This is a genomic window from Paraburkholderia sp. BL17N1, from assembly GCF_003634175.1.
GTDB lineage: Bacteria > Pseudomonadota > Gammaproteobacteria > Burkholderiales > Burkholderiaceae > Paraburkholderia.
This window is the reverse complement of the sequence record NZ_RBIW01000003.1, coordinates 610,157-625,821: the sequence shown is the minus strand read 5'-3', so window position 1 is coordinate 625,821 and position 15,665 is coordinate 610,157. Positions and strand designations below refer to the sequence as shown.

Below are 15,665 nucleotides of genomic sequence, written 5' to 3'. Positions count from 1 at the left end.
AGCGGCTAGGAGGCGCATGAACATGGTGCGTAGTCATGTCGGGTGAGTCGCGGTATGGTGCGGAAAGATACAGAATATGCAGCGAGGCATCATTTCTGGGCAAATGAGACGGAGCGTATAGGGCGTCTTTCGAATTAGCTTATATGTTGAAAGATATAAAGAAAATCATCGGAACGTTGATGCCGGTACATTGCCGCTAGTGCTTTCCGCCTTATTACGAGAGGTGGAGCGGAGGCTTGATCGTTCCACGTGTAGGGTGGCTGACATGCCTCAGACCTAGATACGCTGGCCGGTTGCGGTTAACGAGATCATGCAGAAACAAGCCATTCACACAATTGATAACAGCGCCTGCGAAACCGCGGATTCCATCTTCGGTGCGCGCGAGCGGAATATGGCCGAAGACGCCAACGCGATGCACGACTTGATCTTCTGGGACATGCTCGGCGAGCAATCCGGCATCTGCACCGCCGACGTGCTGTCGATCCAAGGACGCGGCGCATAAGGCCAGAGGTTTGGCAGGGCAGTTTCGGGCGAACCATGCCGTAGTCGCCCGCCCGCTTCCTCCACGCGGGCAGCGACTACGGCATGGGATCGGCAGAGATCATAAACGCGTATTCGACAAACCGATAGTGCGCCCTCTTGGATGCGACAGCCGCCGTTATCCGGCTCTGCTCTTGTGTAAGTCGGAAAATTCGATAGATTGCGCCCGCATTCAAACTGTGTGTTGAGCAAGAGGCTGGAGGGATACCATAAAAGGCTCCGGCCGCAGTTGTTCGACTTGTGCCAAAAACTGTAAGAGCTGCCCAGATTCGACCGTGGTTGCCCGTGGGAATTCAGGTGACCCAGCTTGAAGAATATCTCGTTTCCGCTCGCGAAGAGCAATGGGAAACTCCTCGATCTGATGCAGATAAGCAAGATTAAAAGACGGCGACAGAACGAAGTGCTGCGTTAGTTTCGGGCGGAACTCGGTACTCTCGCTGAGAATCCGTATCGGCCGCGTTCCTGAGATGACCCAATCATCGGCTACGAGCGAAGAGCAAGAAATGAAGTTCAATGAGCGATCTGGCGATCAGAAAGAATTTGACTTCTGGTCTGTCGAGCGCATAACAAAGATCACCGATTCGGGCGGGTTTTCTACGCTCTTCGCTACCCGATTAAACGGCCTTGGACCGGTTTTTTCTTAAGCAGTAGAAACGACGGTAGCCCCCGTGCAAATGAAACGTGCTAGGAGGATGACTTACTGGAAGCGTCTGCAGATGGCAGGTGAGTACTGGTCGATCAGGGACTGGAAAGGCGCGTTATGTCCATAAGCTATCCCCGATACCAGCAGAAGTGACACGGCTGCGACAATAGTTCCTCGTAGTTGAACACGCGAGTTGGCCAGCGAACGTACGAAGAACAAAGCGACAGCCGAGCCAATAGCCCAACCTGCGATGACCTCTGACATCGTGTGGGCTTCCTCGAACACACGAGCTGCGCCTATGATGGCACCCCCTGCGAGGCCTAGGGTTACGCCGATGGACGAACGCCCCGCACGGCGCAGAAACAACGCGATGTAAGTCGTCCACACGGCCGACGAGAGCATTGTGTGTCCGCTGACCACGCGAAAACCGATTTCCCTGATTTCTATGCCGCATCCGGCATAGAGGATCTTTGTTGCTCCGACGATCGCCATGCCCACTGCCAGAGAAATCAGCCAGTATGCAGCCGGCCGCCGATCAGACCCAGCAATCCATATCGCGCGGCCCATTGCCAGCGGGAGAGTTACTGCGGCGTCGCCAAAGTTGCTGATTGCATTCCACATTGTGCTCAAATCCCGGTGGGCGCGAGGTGAATGGTTAGGCAGAGGGTGCCATATTCGCGATAGGCGCCCTAGTCAAGCACTGAAGTCGTCGAATAGCAACGCGGTAGGATTGTCCGGCGTGGACAGCTAGCGGGTCTGAAGCTGGGCCGCGCAGATGAGATAAATTTTCGGTCACGGCTGGAGACCGGAAGTCGGGATACACGTCGACAAACATGCTCGCTACGGCCTTCGCGTCAAATGTCATCTCCGATATCCGTGCTACATGTTCCGCCAATTGCTGCGCCCGCCTGGCTAGCGTCAAACGCTGCGGCCAGTTAATGTCGCCGCTGTTGGATCGTGTCCAGCAACGCCTAGCTTCGAGCAGGTGTTCAACCCTGAGCCATCTACCGGTGGCATGATGCTTTTCCAATTGTGACACGACGAGATAGGTCAACAGTTCCGCGGACCCAAGCTGGCCCAAATCGAGTGGCTGAGTCATCGGGAATAGGGTTCGCAGACGGATTTCGACACGCAATGCTTAGTAGGCGAGCTGTTGCTTGACAGGAGCGCAAAAGAATGAGCGGCCCTGTCGCGCAGGCGGTCGCATCGAGTTAACGCCACGCGAGATCGAAGATCTCAAGGCAGAGCATTTAGCCTCCAATCTGACTGCCTCCGGCAAAATGTTAGCGGATTCCGTCGAGTGCGACTTGGTGGCGCTGAACTGCGCGTTCTATGACCACGCACAAATCGTAAACGAGTTGCGCGTCGTCCGGCGGCCTCCAATACGAAGACTCTTCGGGTTGTCTTTTGGGAATCTTTATCGAAGCGCTTGAGTTCAGAGTGTTCGGTGTCTCCCCCGCTCCCGACGGACTTTCCTTCACTCCGATACTTCAATATTGGCGCTTTGCGTGGCTATCGGCGGCCCGTTTCATTGCCGGATTCGGTCAATCTCGTGGCCTTGTCCGCCACTTTTCATCGCGCCTAATACTTTTCGAACTATGATACGCGCCCATCGCCTCGGGGGATTCCCTGGCAATCTTAAGCGATTGTATGAGACAGACTAAACGTGATAGTCAATGAACCCATCCTGTCGTACTCAAAGAGCCGTGACTTCACCTTTAGAACGCTATCGAACCCCGGCTCGTCGACCGCCATGATAACGTTGTCTCCGACAAGGGGAAGCAGATGTATCATCCGCAACCCGGTAGTACGGTATGTGCCAAAGCCGCCAGTGTACTCGTACACATACGTCACTTTCTCGTCCATACGTGTCCCATTCGCTTATATAAACAATTTTTCTACTGAGTAGTCTCGCACAACTACGGCCGCGCTTTCACTTTAAACGGAGAGTGACAGCGATCCTACGGTTGCGAACGACGAGACTTGGGGAAAGAATGAAATGCCTCATCTGCAGGAAGTCAGGTGGGAAGGATCGTACTGAGCAGTGAAATGGATCTGCGTGCCGGACTTCATACGTCGGCGCGAAAAACGAAAGGTACGACGGGGTGGTTCACAAATTTGATCACTGTCAACAGTAAATAAATTTTCATGTCAACCTCCCGTTGCGCGTGACCTATATAGCGGAAGCTCGGAAGGAGAGTTCCGATCTACGCGTACGCAATATGAGCTTATGCATCGTTGACGTTATGGTAGCGAATCGAATTTGGCGGTTCAAGAAAAAATGCCTGCCGTCCGAGGGAGCGGCAGGCGAAATCGAGGGGCGGGGTTGCCTCAGAGAGGCGCCCCCTCGAAAGACCGAAAAGGAGTTTAATCGTTCGAAGTAGACAGCGGACATTCGTGGCGGATTGAGTCAAAATGTTGACTGAACGTGACATGAAAAGGTGTCGTCCGGACAGGAATCTAAGACGTTCGATTGGGACACTGATCAGGTAGCCGCGGACTACTCGCCGCTGCCGGTGGTGCAGATCATCGGCATTTCGTTCTGTGGAATTATGCAACGGCGGCGCGGATAGATAACGATGAAGAAATCAAAAATTCACGCAATCACCGTCATTGTTTTGCAGTTGTTTTCACAACATTGATGCACCATTGTTCGGCTACGGCGTTGTGGTGTCCGACGGAACTGTCCTGATGTCGGACGAGATAAGCTTGGTGCCGTGCTTTTGCATGCGCCTTTATATCGCTCGCTGCGAGCCAGCATGTCCGAGAGAGTGTTCATTACGTTGAATGGCCACGCTCAGCCCATATGAGCAGGGAGCCTAAGCGCCGCTTTCTTCGGGCGGACGAGAAGTGCATGTTTTCCGCCTCTCTCTTATCGATCGGTTCAGCGGCTGGCGGATCCAAACAACCTGTATTCTTTTGTAAACATGTCGTGCGGATGGCGACCGCATGTTTGACGCGGGCGTAGTTGCAGCCCGGCAAGCGGTATATGCGACACGTTGAGCGGGTCACTGTGATTCCTGCCATTTCGGCTCAGACGGGTCGATGAAGTTCTATGCGTGATTGGCGACGATTGGTACGACAGGAAAGCAGAGAAGCCGTTACAAGCTTGTTCCGACCGGCCTCCCAGAGGCGAAGTTCGAACACCGCGCCAACTTTGGAAGTCGCGCTGCACGACTTCAAACCGCGAGCCCTAGTCCACTGCCTTGCGCCTCGCTCACTAGGACATGGCCCGGAACTCGTGTGGTGATTCTTCCTCGCGAGCAGGCGCCTCGGCTCGACCATGATCGTTAGCCTGTTGATACTCATGCTGAAGTCAACGGAATCCCGGTACCGGTCGACCTTCAGACCTTGGTCGAACCGGGAAACTGTAGCCTTCGAAGCATCAAGACCGGTGTCGTAGGCCGCAGTAGCTTCGCTTCGCACAGTGTTTTCAGGCGAACATCGTTGGGCCAGCATGCCGTGGCATGGAGCTTCGGTCGGTACTCTGTCGGCACCGGCCGCGTCGTTCGCGTGACGACTGATAGGGAAGCCGAAATTTCCGCTTCTCTCGCAGAAGACTCCTGCGTCTCGATGATGTGGTCATCAGGGCGACCATTGCTCTAGTCGTCGATATACGAGAACGGTGATAGCGCGTGATCTAACTGGTGAGTAGATTCGGATTGATGCCGTATTCACCGTCGTGAGCGTCAGTGAATCGCTAGGCTGACCGCACAGCAGGGCCATCTTTTCCCGGCCTGTTCGTCATACCCGCGTCGACCGTCCCCCGTCTTGCCAGATACTAGCCGGATGCGCAAGTCCTTGGCTCTCTCTCGTGTCGACAGAAGCTACGTGTCCACGTGGACTCGTAGCTTCTGGGAGTCATGCGCTCAATGCCGACACCTTGATAAATCATCGCGTGCGAATAACTCGCTCGTTCAGATGGCAGGTCGAAAAGATTGCCGCGCTAGAACGAAGATTTCCCTGCCGCAGAGCGCGCCGTCATATATGTCGCTCAAAGGATTGATCGTATCCGCCAACATGTTGATCAATTCGGCCAGAAAAATACGTCGCAACCCATCCTTATGTACGATCAGTCCAGACCCCTAATTTGACTCAAAGCAAGTCTGAGTGGGCAACCAATTTTTGGGGAAAAATCTGATGGGGTATTCTTCAATCGCCTACCGCAAATGTGCAATGGAACCTCACGTCTTGCCAGAGAGCTGCACCGCGAAACGTATAGGCATAGTTTTATTTAATGGCTTTGCCCTTCCAGACGCTGCAGCGATTGCGGAGGTATTCCAGTCGGCGAATGCACTCACAGAGGTCGAGCCGAGTGGCACAACACGTTACGATGTCAGTTTGTTATCGGCAACCGGGGGCAGCATTGCAAGTTCTTCATCGGTCATCGTCTGGACAGAGGGTATCGAAGCACAGCGCGACTCGGAACGCTTTCACGCTTTATTTGTTGCTGGTGGCGGAGGGGTGACTGATGCTCTACGCGATGAACACTTGATTGCGTGGCTTCGCCGGGCGCATTGGCGCGGCGAACTCGTATTCTCGATAGGTGAGGGACGGGCGATCCTCGACGCCGCCGGTTTCGGGAAGGCCGCCGGTGATGGGACGAAGCGCTACGACGAACGCGCGGGGGAAATGGTGCAGACCGGTTCTGTTAGCGGCTCTTCAAGCGCTTCCGCTAGTCCGTTTCGAACGGCCATTGCGGTGATTGAGGACGATTTGGGTGTCGAAATCGCGCGCCAAATCGCTGACTGGGTCGCTCCATCTACAGATTCCCCGTTTAGGGGGATCGTACGTAAGAATGCTTCGGTTGGCGTGAGTGAGCAAATCAAGGCGTCGGCAAAATGGCTGGAAGCGAACGGGAACCGCCATATCTCGATCGAGGAAGCAGCGCAGATAGTTGGCATGAGCGATCGCAATTTCCTCCGGCGTTTCAAGATTGAGATGGGCGTGACACCGTCTGATTACTTGCTGTACGTGCGGCTTGATATGAGTTGTCGCCTCCTTGTCGAAACGGACCTTCCAGTCGACAAGGTGGCGCGTCATTGTGGCATTGGAAGTGGCGGCCGACTAGCGAAACTCTTCCGCAAACATCTAATGACAACGCCCACTGAGTATCGTACGAGCAAGCAGATCTAGAGGGGAAATGCGATTCTATCCACTTGGAAGTCGGTATTTCACCGTACTAAAGGCGATCCATAACATTGTGGTTGTGGAACGTGGCTATCTTTGCAGCCTCTAGATATCCAACGAAAACAGAAATAACAATTCGGACTGCGGAAGCAAGGTAAGGTAACTGCAACATCCCGAATATAGAATCGTCCTGATCTGAATCATCTTCCAAGATGATGTCTTTCTTATGGTCTCTCAGTGGTTTCTATTGTCGGCTTGTGGAGAGTTTGGCAGATAGGAGCATGCTCAAGTTATGTATGCGGAGCAAACAATTATCTGGGAAAAGGTAAATGGATGCACGTTTCAGTAACTGTACAGAACGGAAGCGAAGTTTGCTGGGGAGGCGGAAATTGGGAGAAAGAAAATGCATTGAGTAGGGCCAGGTCGGCCAAAATTTGATCGTCTACGCCATGTGGGGCGACATGAACAACGAAGGCCTTATGCTCCCGCGCCATCGTTTTGCCTCGTGTGAGCGACGTCCCTGAGTCCAGGTGGTCTCCACTGACCAACCGGTCTCAGCCTGAAGCGCTGAACCTCGCTCACTTTGGCTTGGCGAGTTCCGTCGACCGCGCCGAGCGTTGCGTCTCTTCACCAGTGCCGGGTTGACCTAACCGCGACATGACCATATTAATGACTTTCGGAGTTGCTGATGCTAAAAGTTACAAAGGCAGTATTTCCAGTGGCCGGTCTCGGCACTCGATTTCTCCCGGCCACGAAGGCGAGCCCAAAGGAGATGCTACCGATTGTCGATAAACCGCTGATTCAATATGCCGTCGAGGAAGCCATGGCCTCCGGAATCACTGAAATGATTTTCGTCACGGGCCGCAGCAAGCGGGCCATCGAAGATCATTTCGACAAGTCATACGAGATCGAGGCAGAACTGGAAGCGCGTGGCAAGGAAAAGCTGCTGGATCTGGTGCGCAGTATCAAGCCGAGCAATGTCGACTGTTTTTACGTACGCCAATCGGAGGCGCTCGGCCTCGGGCACGCAGTGCTGTGCGCCGAGAAGCTGGTAGGTGATAATCCGTTCGCCGTGATTCTCGCAGACGACCTTCTCTATGGCAGTCCCCCCGTCATGACGCAAATGATCGAGGTGTTCGATCACTACCATAGCTCGGTGATCGGTGTTGAGGAAATCCCGGCGCAGGATACCAAATCGTACGGAATCGTCGACGGCAAGGAATGGGAGGAGTCGATCATCAAGATGTCAGGCATCGTTGAAAAGCCTGAGCCGAGCGCGGCGCCTTCAAATCTCGGTGTTGTAGGTCGATATGTGCTGAAGCCTCGCATTTTTAAACACCTGCGCGCAATAAAGCCGGGTACAGGTGGGGAAATCCAGTTGACGGACGCAATCGAGTCGCTGCTTGCCGATGAACAGGTGCTGGCGTACAAGTATCGCGGTACCCGCTTCGACTGCGGCAGCAAGATAGGATATTTGAAGGCGACGGTGGAATTTGCGCTGCGGCATCCTGAGGTACGTGTCGCGTTTCGCGAGTACCTTGAAGAGCATCTGTCTCTGCTGCCGATCTGAAATCGCCGCGTGTTCAGACTCGATACTCACATGCTCGATAAGTGTCAGCATGGGTGACTTGAGTGACGATATGAGATTTTCATTTAATCGGCAGGATTTTTATCGTCTGGACTGTTAGCCAGCATAGCAATTTGCAACTTTTTCAAGGAAATGCGCTTGATTCCCGCACCCCGGCTGTTCGCGCAGAAACATGCTGGCCGGACATGCGGGGACCTTTTTGGAACGCAAGATGCCTGACCGGCACGGCGTTGTGGCATGAACGAAGTCGGTCAGCATTCGAAGGTAGTCGCCGGTGTATCGACGTCACGCTATCAAGCGAGCAAGCGCTCTTTCAACGCGGCTAAGGAGATGCCGCTGGTTCGTGAGGGCGGCGGTTGGAGGAGCTTCAGCGGGTATAACGGAGGAGGATCATCGTCGCGTGAATGGAGACCTTTTTCAGTACACCTCGGCCATGCTAAAGCGCGTACCCACAGAGTCGCGCTCGGACGTGATGGGCGCATTGCTCAGGCCCCATTCGATGGCGATATCGGGGTCGTCCCACTGCAGCGTGCGTTCGTACTTCGCCAGACCTTTTTCGGTCGTCTTGCACAACACTTCCGCCACGTCGGAGAGGACGAGGAACCCGTTCGCGAAACCCGGCGGAACCCAGAGTTGACGACAGTTCGCCGAAGACAACCGCGCGCTAACATAGCGCCCGAAGGTGGGCGACCAACGCCGCAGATCGACCGCCACGTTCACCAGTTCGCCGGTTATAACCCGAACCAGTTTTCCCTGCGGACTCTGAATTTGATAGTGAAGTCCACACAAGACGTTGTGCGCCAACACAGAGTGACGCTCTTGGACAAAACGATAACCGCGCGTCACATGTTCGTCGAAGTCTTCCTGATCAAAGCTGTAAAACGAAACGCCGCGCATGTCGGAAACAATGCGCGGCTCGATTAGTTTGACATCGCGAATCGACGTGCGTTTAACTTGAATTGCCATGCGGGACGAATTGGAATGAGGACCGAGAACTCTCTACGTAATGTGCCGCGACTGGTAGTTCTCGATCTATGGGACAACACCGCGTCAGGACCTGCCGTTTTCTGACAGGAGCGGCTGCGGGTGGAGCTTTCGGTGCGCTGTTATGGAGTTGCTGCAACTAATGGAAGCCGGTCTTGGCTCCCTCCGGAAGAACCGCGTAAGAATGCCCCTAGCAGTTCGCATATGGTACTAGCGACGGTTTATCCCTGATCGCCAAAAGATTGGCGCGAAACGACATTCATGCTCTCGAACGGCAGAAGATCGGCCTATTTGCTGCGGTGTGTCACTGATCAGCTTTATCGAGCCGTTCCGGCATCGGCGCATTGATCCCTGCATTCGCTTAGGTTTTGGTGATGGAGTTGCGGGTCGTTGCCTCTTGTAATTTGCTTCCCATCCGAATACATGCGGGAGCGACTTATGACGTTTCGGCTCAGCATGGCCTCACGAGAGCCATTTACTGAGGCGGCCGATGAGCGGTACCGCCGTTCCGACCGGAATGAGAAGCGCGAGATAGTGAACGGATTTATCGAGTTGACGGGATATCATCGAAAGCATGCGATCCGTGTGCTGTGCCGGGAGCCGCAGCCGACAAAGGCGAAGCGCGGCCGGCAGCGACGCTACGACTATGAGGTGCACGCCGCGCTTATCACACTCGGGGGGGAGGCTCCTGATCGGATCTGCGGCAAGCGGCTGAAAGTCCTCATCTTAACGCTTGATCGAGGCATGGCCTCCTGTCGCTATCGAAGGACGTAATCCAGCGGCTCAGCAAATCAGCACCGCCACCGTTGACCGACTGCCGACCTGCACGCGCAAGCCTTTGGCGGCCAACGCGGGCGCGCCCGCGGAGTCGGCAGTGCTCATCGACGCGCCGTGCCGGCCCGGACCTTCTCGGGCTGGAATGATCCGCTGACCGGCTATTTCTAGATTGATTTCGTGCAACATTGCTGTGGCGCCACATTAACGGCGACCTGGTGCACATGCCTGTAATGACGGTGACGCGAGGGGATGGAGAGAATTTCTGGCCATGCCGTTTCACAGCGGTGCATTCGTTGTGGAGCACACCGAGCAGGTCAGCCGAGCGGTGCCGTTTCCGCTGCAGGGTTTAGTTTGCGACAACGATACCGCCTTCATGAACGGGGCAATGTTCTGCTTCTGCGCAGCGACGGGTACCGAACTCACGCGATCGCGCGTATACGAGAACGACCAGGTATGGGTGGAGCAGGAAATTGGTGCCATCGCGCGCCGTCTCGTCGGCTATGGCAGGTTACGAAACCCTGAGGCGACGGCAACGCTTGCTTCCCCTTACCAGGTGTCGCGGCTCTACATCAATTTCTTCCAACGGTCGTTCAAGCTGAGATCAAAGACATGACACCACGCGAAGCTCACGAAGCGATATGGAGCGCCCTAGACGCCGCTCGAGCTCGTTCCTGCAATAGGCTTCAGTGCCGGAGACAGCCAAACGCAAACTGCGAGCGCTATTCAGGACGCTCGACAACACACTGGATCTCTTGGGTTGAACGCGTGAAGCAAGGCAGCACGTTGCGAAGTCCAGCGAGTGCGGCACCACACTGGCCGGGACGGCGAGGTGAGACCAACCCACCAGCGAAAGGCCGGGATCCCCTACACGTGGCGCAGCCGGGAGGATCCGCTCAAGCGCACGTGGCGGGCAATACTGCAAGGGCTAGAATGCGAGCCCGGCATCACGACAAGGAAACTGCATGAGCTTCTCGTCGCGATGGTGCTGGCGATGTATTCCAGTGCCGAGTGGCACACGCTGCAGCGCCGCGTGAAAGCATGGAGATCGACCGTCTCAGAGAATTGGTCGCGTGGGATGCGGTGGCCTCTGATGCTCGTCCGTGGATTTCGATGATCGGCGGAATGTTTCAATGTTTTGGCGGACCCAGTCAGATTGGCCATCGCATTATCCGTAGCGGGATCTCACATCTAGCGCGGCGCAAGCCATGTAGCGAGGCAACGGCTGCACCACGCTTTTCGGCCTCATGCCCAGGGACACCGAGACATTTCCAGAAAAGGCGCTGATGCAGCACCCCTCAATAATGAACCGGATACCGGCCCTCGATCACCATGCACGTGCGGAGCCGCTTGCCTATCTGGTTGCGCCGCAACTTGTCATGCGCCAGAAAGCGGGTCAATGGTTGATGCGACACAGTTGGTCAAATCTAATCGACCTTGGCCGCGCTTGAAAGGGCGGCAAACTGACTGGCGGCAGCGCGTGACGCTTGCATGCCGCGCACGGCATCACTCGGAAAAGCTGGAATGAACTTCCAGGCGGATGTGTGACGCCAGAACGCTGGCCGAATTGTTCTTTGCCGGTGTGAGGCTGGATTTGAAGACCGTGATTGAAATCTTTGCCACCTGAGGCGCCAATTTGCGGGGCGATATCGTATTTCACGGCGAGGGCGGCTGACAGTAATGCGAAATTGCGCGAGTAGATCAACGTGGTGCATCTCTCATGCGTCACCAAGCAAATCCAAATGATTGAACATGTTCTGGTCAACTCACCCTGATACTTGCACACACGCCGATCTGTTGACGTATCTAGTCGTGTCGCAATTGATTCGACATCGCCTCACCGGCAAATGGCTGACGGCCGAACAGGCGGTTGAATCAACCCACCTCTGGATGTATGCGAATGGGCGGATCGATCTGTTGGCGCGCGTATCACTGGTCACTCAGGCTCAGTGTCTCGCGGCGCGGCTCCTCAGCATGTCCACGGTCAAGCTCGACGCAAAAGCTCTTGCGGGAGCGATTGCCAGATCTGGTCAACTCGACTATCGGTCTCCGGTCGCGGCAGAGGTTCATCATGCGTGCGTGGTGCATGTGACGTCGCGATTCCTTCCGCCGGAGTACTCGGTGTGGCGTGGTGTGGAATAGAGTAACCCGGCAACGAAGGCAGCGGACTCGATCAACGCGCGGAGTGCTGCAGGGGCGTTGTCGAACGTGCTCATCCTCGCATCGCTGCTTTGACTGTAGTCTTGTTCTTCCGGCGAGCTTCGAAGGAGGTGAGTGCGTAGATGAGAATCGCTCATTGTTCGGCTGGCAGAATGTCGAGAAGCGAGGTCAGGAAGCTGAGCAGCACAAGCATCGTCCCATGAAAGGAAATGATCGTAGGTTCTAGTAAGTGCGTCACTGTGCCGCCAGCCTTGTCGCATGTGTCTCTGGCTGCCCATAGTGTACGCATTGCAGTGAATAGTCATGTATGACGTGGCGAATCATGTCGCGTCTTTGGCGGGTAGGTTTATCAGAACATCGGGACGCTGAACTCTCTCGGAACGAGGTTTGCATGTTGCGTGATCGCGAACGAAAGGTCGTTGGATCATGAATGAATAAGACCGCTACAGCCCTTTGATTCTCGCCAAGATCTGCTTTGGCGTGGCCGTTTGTCTATCTGGTTTCCAGCGTGTTTTCCGCGTTGAAGGTGGGAATGGGGCACCATCAATCTTTGATATTTCTCGAATTCCGGCCACATCGTGAACGCGGAGACTGGGACTCTTCGAGAGCACAGTTAATGAAGCGTTTGAGGCTGTGGGCAGTTCCTAGTGTGCTGACTGATGTAGTGTCTGCTGCCGGGTACTTGGTCATTTCATAGCGGGCGATGGGTCGCATCGACGTTTGTTTTAGACGTTGCGCCGATATTCGTTGCGAGTTCCTCGGGTGCGGCATACGTGGCGTTCTTTCGCGGCGTCGTCGGAAGCAGTCTTCCGGTATAGCGCGCAGCGCACTCGACGCCGTCGACGCGTTGTCCGCAATCAAAAATGGCGTTCAGCAGACAGATCTGTGGCCCAAATTGCCCAGGTGCTTGCCTAAGTATGCGAAATCGTAGCGGGTATGGCAAAGCAAAAAAGGAAGCGGTAAATGTCATCCGACAGAGATCAAAAATCCGTTGGCGTATGTCAAACGCCACTTACGGCACATAACCAGGTCAGGAAACCCGATTTAGCCTCGCTCTGAGAACTATCGAGTGACGCGTCATGCTCATTCCTCTGAATGAGGTCCATTGCCTTCGCGTCCATCATTTTTTTCGGTCGGAACACGAATCGGTCTCGCGGTACCGGCGATAATCGTTGCGATGATTTAGTCGCTCAGGGCGGCCGAGTGGCAGGAAAAACAGGAAATCAGCTTCTTTCGGATACGCGCGTCGCGGGTAATTTCAGCTCGCGGATCGCGGCGATGGACGCGGGTTCAACTCTTCTTAAACCCCATGTTCCAAACCGTGGTGTACGAATGGGCAAAACCGCCAACATGTTGGCGTTTTCCGTCACTAGCGTCACGTCAGAAGGGCGCCTATGTATGATGCACTGCAACTCAAGGCGAGATGTGAAACTGAAGAATCGGTCAATTCATCCTGTGCTACTGGTGCCGAAATGCTTTGCTCTCGCAGCGACAGGAAAGCCTATATCCGATGTCGATCTGGCAACCTGCGGTCGACCGGTAGCAGCGAGTAGCGGGAGCATCAATTTGGATTATTTACGGTCTCCATAGAGCGAATGCTGTGTTCTACTTGACATGCAATTCCGGGCGAGGTGCTTTTATGAATAGGCGGTTTCAAACTGAAGCGCAACACGGAGTCTAGTGTTTAAAACCGTGAGGTTGGCTCGCTGAGGCGAGCGTGGCGGAGAAGACCTCGAATGGAGAATGGAACGTGTGAGTCGCGGGAGGCCGGCTGTCGGCGATGGCGTTGAGCTCGTGCTGACTGTAGACCGAGAGGTTAGTGACTTTACGCAAATATTGACGAAGCAATCCGTTGGTGTTTTCGCAGGCCCCGCGCGCTGCCAGGACTGTGTGGGTCGCAGAAGTAAACGCGCATGCGAGTGGCTGCAGTGAGGTCTTGATGCCGCGACATCTCTTTGCCCTGGTCGTAGGTAAAGGTTTGTCGCAACGGTGCGGCAATCGAGTTGAGTTTGGCAGATAAGCCCGCCAGCGCCGAAGCGGCGGTGGCGTCTTCCATCTTAGCGAGCAGCACCAGGCGGCTGGTACGTTCAACCAGAACGCCGACAGACGATTGATTTCCGGCGCCGTAGATGAAGTCGCCTTCCCAATGCCCAGGCAGCAGACGGTCTCCGATTTCGGGCGGGCGCACGTGAATACTGACCATGTCGGGAATCTGCCGGCGCCGGTCGGTGCCCCGCGTGCGCGGCATACGGGTGCTATGGCCGTGGCGCAGGCAGGCAGTTCGCCGCGCGGCTGGGCGTAGATGGCGGTGTAGACGCTTTCATGTGAAGCCTGCTGGGTCGGGGCGGGTCGGTCGGATACATACGGTTCAGTGTGCCCGATATCTGCTGGGGCGACCATTTCCAATCGAGCAGGGTGAGAACGATGCGCCAGCAGACGTTTTGCAGGCAAAGCTTGGTGGGGTGGCGGCCCCGCGCTGCGGCGTGCGGCGCTGAGCGCTTCAGCCGGCATCGATGCATAGCGAGCGGAAGAGCTGTTTCGCGTCAGTTCACGGCTCACGGTGGCCGACGAGCGCCCGAGTATTCGGGCCATGGCCCGAATACTCGCGTCCTCTAGCGGCAGGCTTGCGATGGTGAGGCGTTCTTCAGGTTGAAGCTGTTGGTACGAAGTTTTGTCGGGCATTGCGACACCTTATACGAGATAGGTGTTGGGCTTCGCTTTTGAGGCCGCCATAGGATTAGCGATTGCCAGATGGAAAAGAAGTCCTGTTTGGTCACGGGAAAGAGATTCCGCTTGACGATTGTGATCAGAGGTGGTGGCGCTTGTAAAGCGGGCTAGGTACTCGTGTCACCGGATGCCGCGGCGATCATCGCACTTAGAGATGAAGCGGATGAGCCCGAGACGAATGGACACAAGCGTAACTCTAGACAGAAAAGTTCTGCGGGGCGGCTTCCATACGCGCATGGGTGGATAAAGCGCGCGGGGAAGGTGAGGACTTGGCGCCTAGGATCGATGCACACCATAACGTAAGACTCCGAAGGACTATTTCGATCGGCTCGGCTGTGGTGAGTAGTGGTGGGTTTAAGCCGTGTTGAGGAATACATGCTGAGCGCCAAGCAGGCAGTGTCCATTCCTCATTGGGTGGCATACGGACTGGCGAAACCAGATTCGTGGCCACGCGATGTGATCAAAGTGAAGTTTGGATTGTTGGCTACACAAATGGTCGCGCACAAGGGCTGTTCTACCCATGCGATCCAATTTTAGACGGGGAATTAAAGTGCAGGGGACTAACAGAGTGATTGTACGACTTCTGGACGTTGTGCTAATTGTCGGTGCGGCCTTCCTTGCATCGCACATTCGTTCTGAAAACCTCACGGAAATGGAGATCGACGGCGCTCTGATTACGTTTTCGGTTGCTTTAGCATTCGGGTTGTTTCCGATGGTTGGGTTGTATGGATCGTGGCGAGGCCGCTCAATTTGGAGGTCAATTGCGCAGGTGTCGCTTGCTTGGGTGGTCGTGCGGACTCGCGGTTTGCTGTTGATGTTTTCTCTAAGTCGCACAAGCGTGATTTCGCGGCTCTTGTTTGTATATTGGACCGACATCGTGGGAGGGGCAGCCATCGCATTGCGTCTCATCGTCCACGCCGTGCTTCGTAGCGTGCGCTGCGCAGGCTTGAACTTGCGGAATGTCGCTGAGGTGGGCTGTGACGAACATTGCTTTCACGTTGTACGCAAACTTCAGGATTCACCGTCTATCGGCTTTCGTGTGTCTGCGATACTCAACTTGGATCCGTCATCAGAGCGCGCAGTGGACGGCGTCCGACTTTGCCATGGGATACGAAATGT

The 15,665-nt window shown here is 55.2% G+C and carries 8 protein-coding genes and 1 pseudogene; 6 read left to right on the top strand and 3 right to left on the bottom strand.

The genetic code is table 11. The features are described from left to right. Positions 1–310: 310 nt before the first annotated feature. Positions 311–502 (top strand): hypothetical protein, encoded by a 192-nt coding sequence (locus tag B0G82_RS38820; RefSeq protein ID WP_121311464.1) that lies wholly within the window; start codon positions 311–313, stop codon positions 500–502. A gap of 735 nt (positions 503–1,237) precedes the next feature. On the opposite strand, the gene B0G82_RS38815 is transcribed toward B0G82_RS38820, so the two are convergent. Further along, entirely contained in the window at positions 1,238–1,804 is a 567-nt protein-coding gene (locus tag B0G82_RS38815) for a phosphatase PAP2 family protein (protein WP_121311463.1), read from the bottom strand. A gap of 3,489 nt (positions 1,805–5,293) precedes the next feature. On the opposite strand from B0G82_RS38815, the gene B0G82_RS38805 reads away from it, so the two are divergent. Further along, positions 5,294–6,319, top strand: a complete 1,026-nt coding sequence (locus B0G82_RS38805) for a helix-turn-helix domain-containing protein (protein WP_241975139.1) — start codon at positions 5,294–5,296, stop codon at positions 6,317–6,319. 682 nt (positions 6,320–7,001) lie between these two features. After that, positions 7,002–7,883 carry a UTP--glucose-1-phosphate uridylyltransferase GalU gene (gene galU / locus B0G82_RS38800; RefSeq protein WP_121311460.1) on the top strand — a complete coding sequence of 294 codons (882 nt, stop codon included), beginning with the start codon at positions 7,002–7,004 and terminating at the stop codon, positions 7,881–7,883. 435 nt (positions 7,884–8,318) lie between these two features. On the opposite strand, the gene rfbC is transcribed toward galU, so the two are convergent. Next, on the bottom strand, positions 8,319–8,867 hold the full coding sequence (gene rfbC / locus B0G82_RS38795) for a dTDP-4-dehydrorhamnose 3,5-epimerase (RefSeq protein ID WP_121311459.1): 549 nt from the start codon (positions 8,865–8,867) through the stop codon (positions 8,319–8,321). A gap of 456 nt (positions 8,868–9,323) precedes the next feature. On the opposite strand from rfbC, the gene B0G82_RS38790 reads away from it, so the two are divergent. The 3 genes from B0G82_RS38790 (at position 9,324) to B0G82_RS38770 (ending at position 11,801) form a co-directional block, all read left to right on the top strand. Further along, positions 9,324–9,659, top strand: coding sequence for a hypothetical protein (locus B0G82_RS38790; protein WP_121311458.1), 336 nt, complete (start codon positions 9,324–9,326; stop codon positions 9,657–9,659). A gap of 271 nt (positions 9,660–9,930) precedes the next feature. Beyond that, a complete protein-coding gene (locus B0G82_RS38780) occupies positions 9,931–10,275 on the top strand; it encodes a hypothetical protein (RefSeq protein ID WP_121311456.1) in 345 nt (114 codons plus the stop codon). A 1,196-nt stretch (positions 10,276–11,471) separates the two neighbouring features. Beyond that, positions 11,472–11,801, top strand: coding sequence for a hypothetical protein (locus tag B0G82_RS38770; protein WP_241975138.1), 330 nt, complete (start codon positions 11,472–11,474; stop codon positions 11,799–11,801). Between the two features lie 1,695 nt (positions 11,802–13,496). On the opposite strand, the pseudogene B0G82_RS38760 reads toward B0G82_RS38770, so the two are convergent. Next, positions 13,497–14,501: pseudogene (locus B0G82_RS38760) on the bottom strand (IS30 family transposase). Positions 14,502–15,665 lie beyond the last annotated feature (1,164 nt).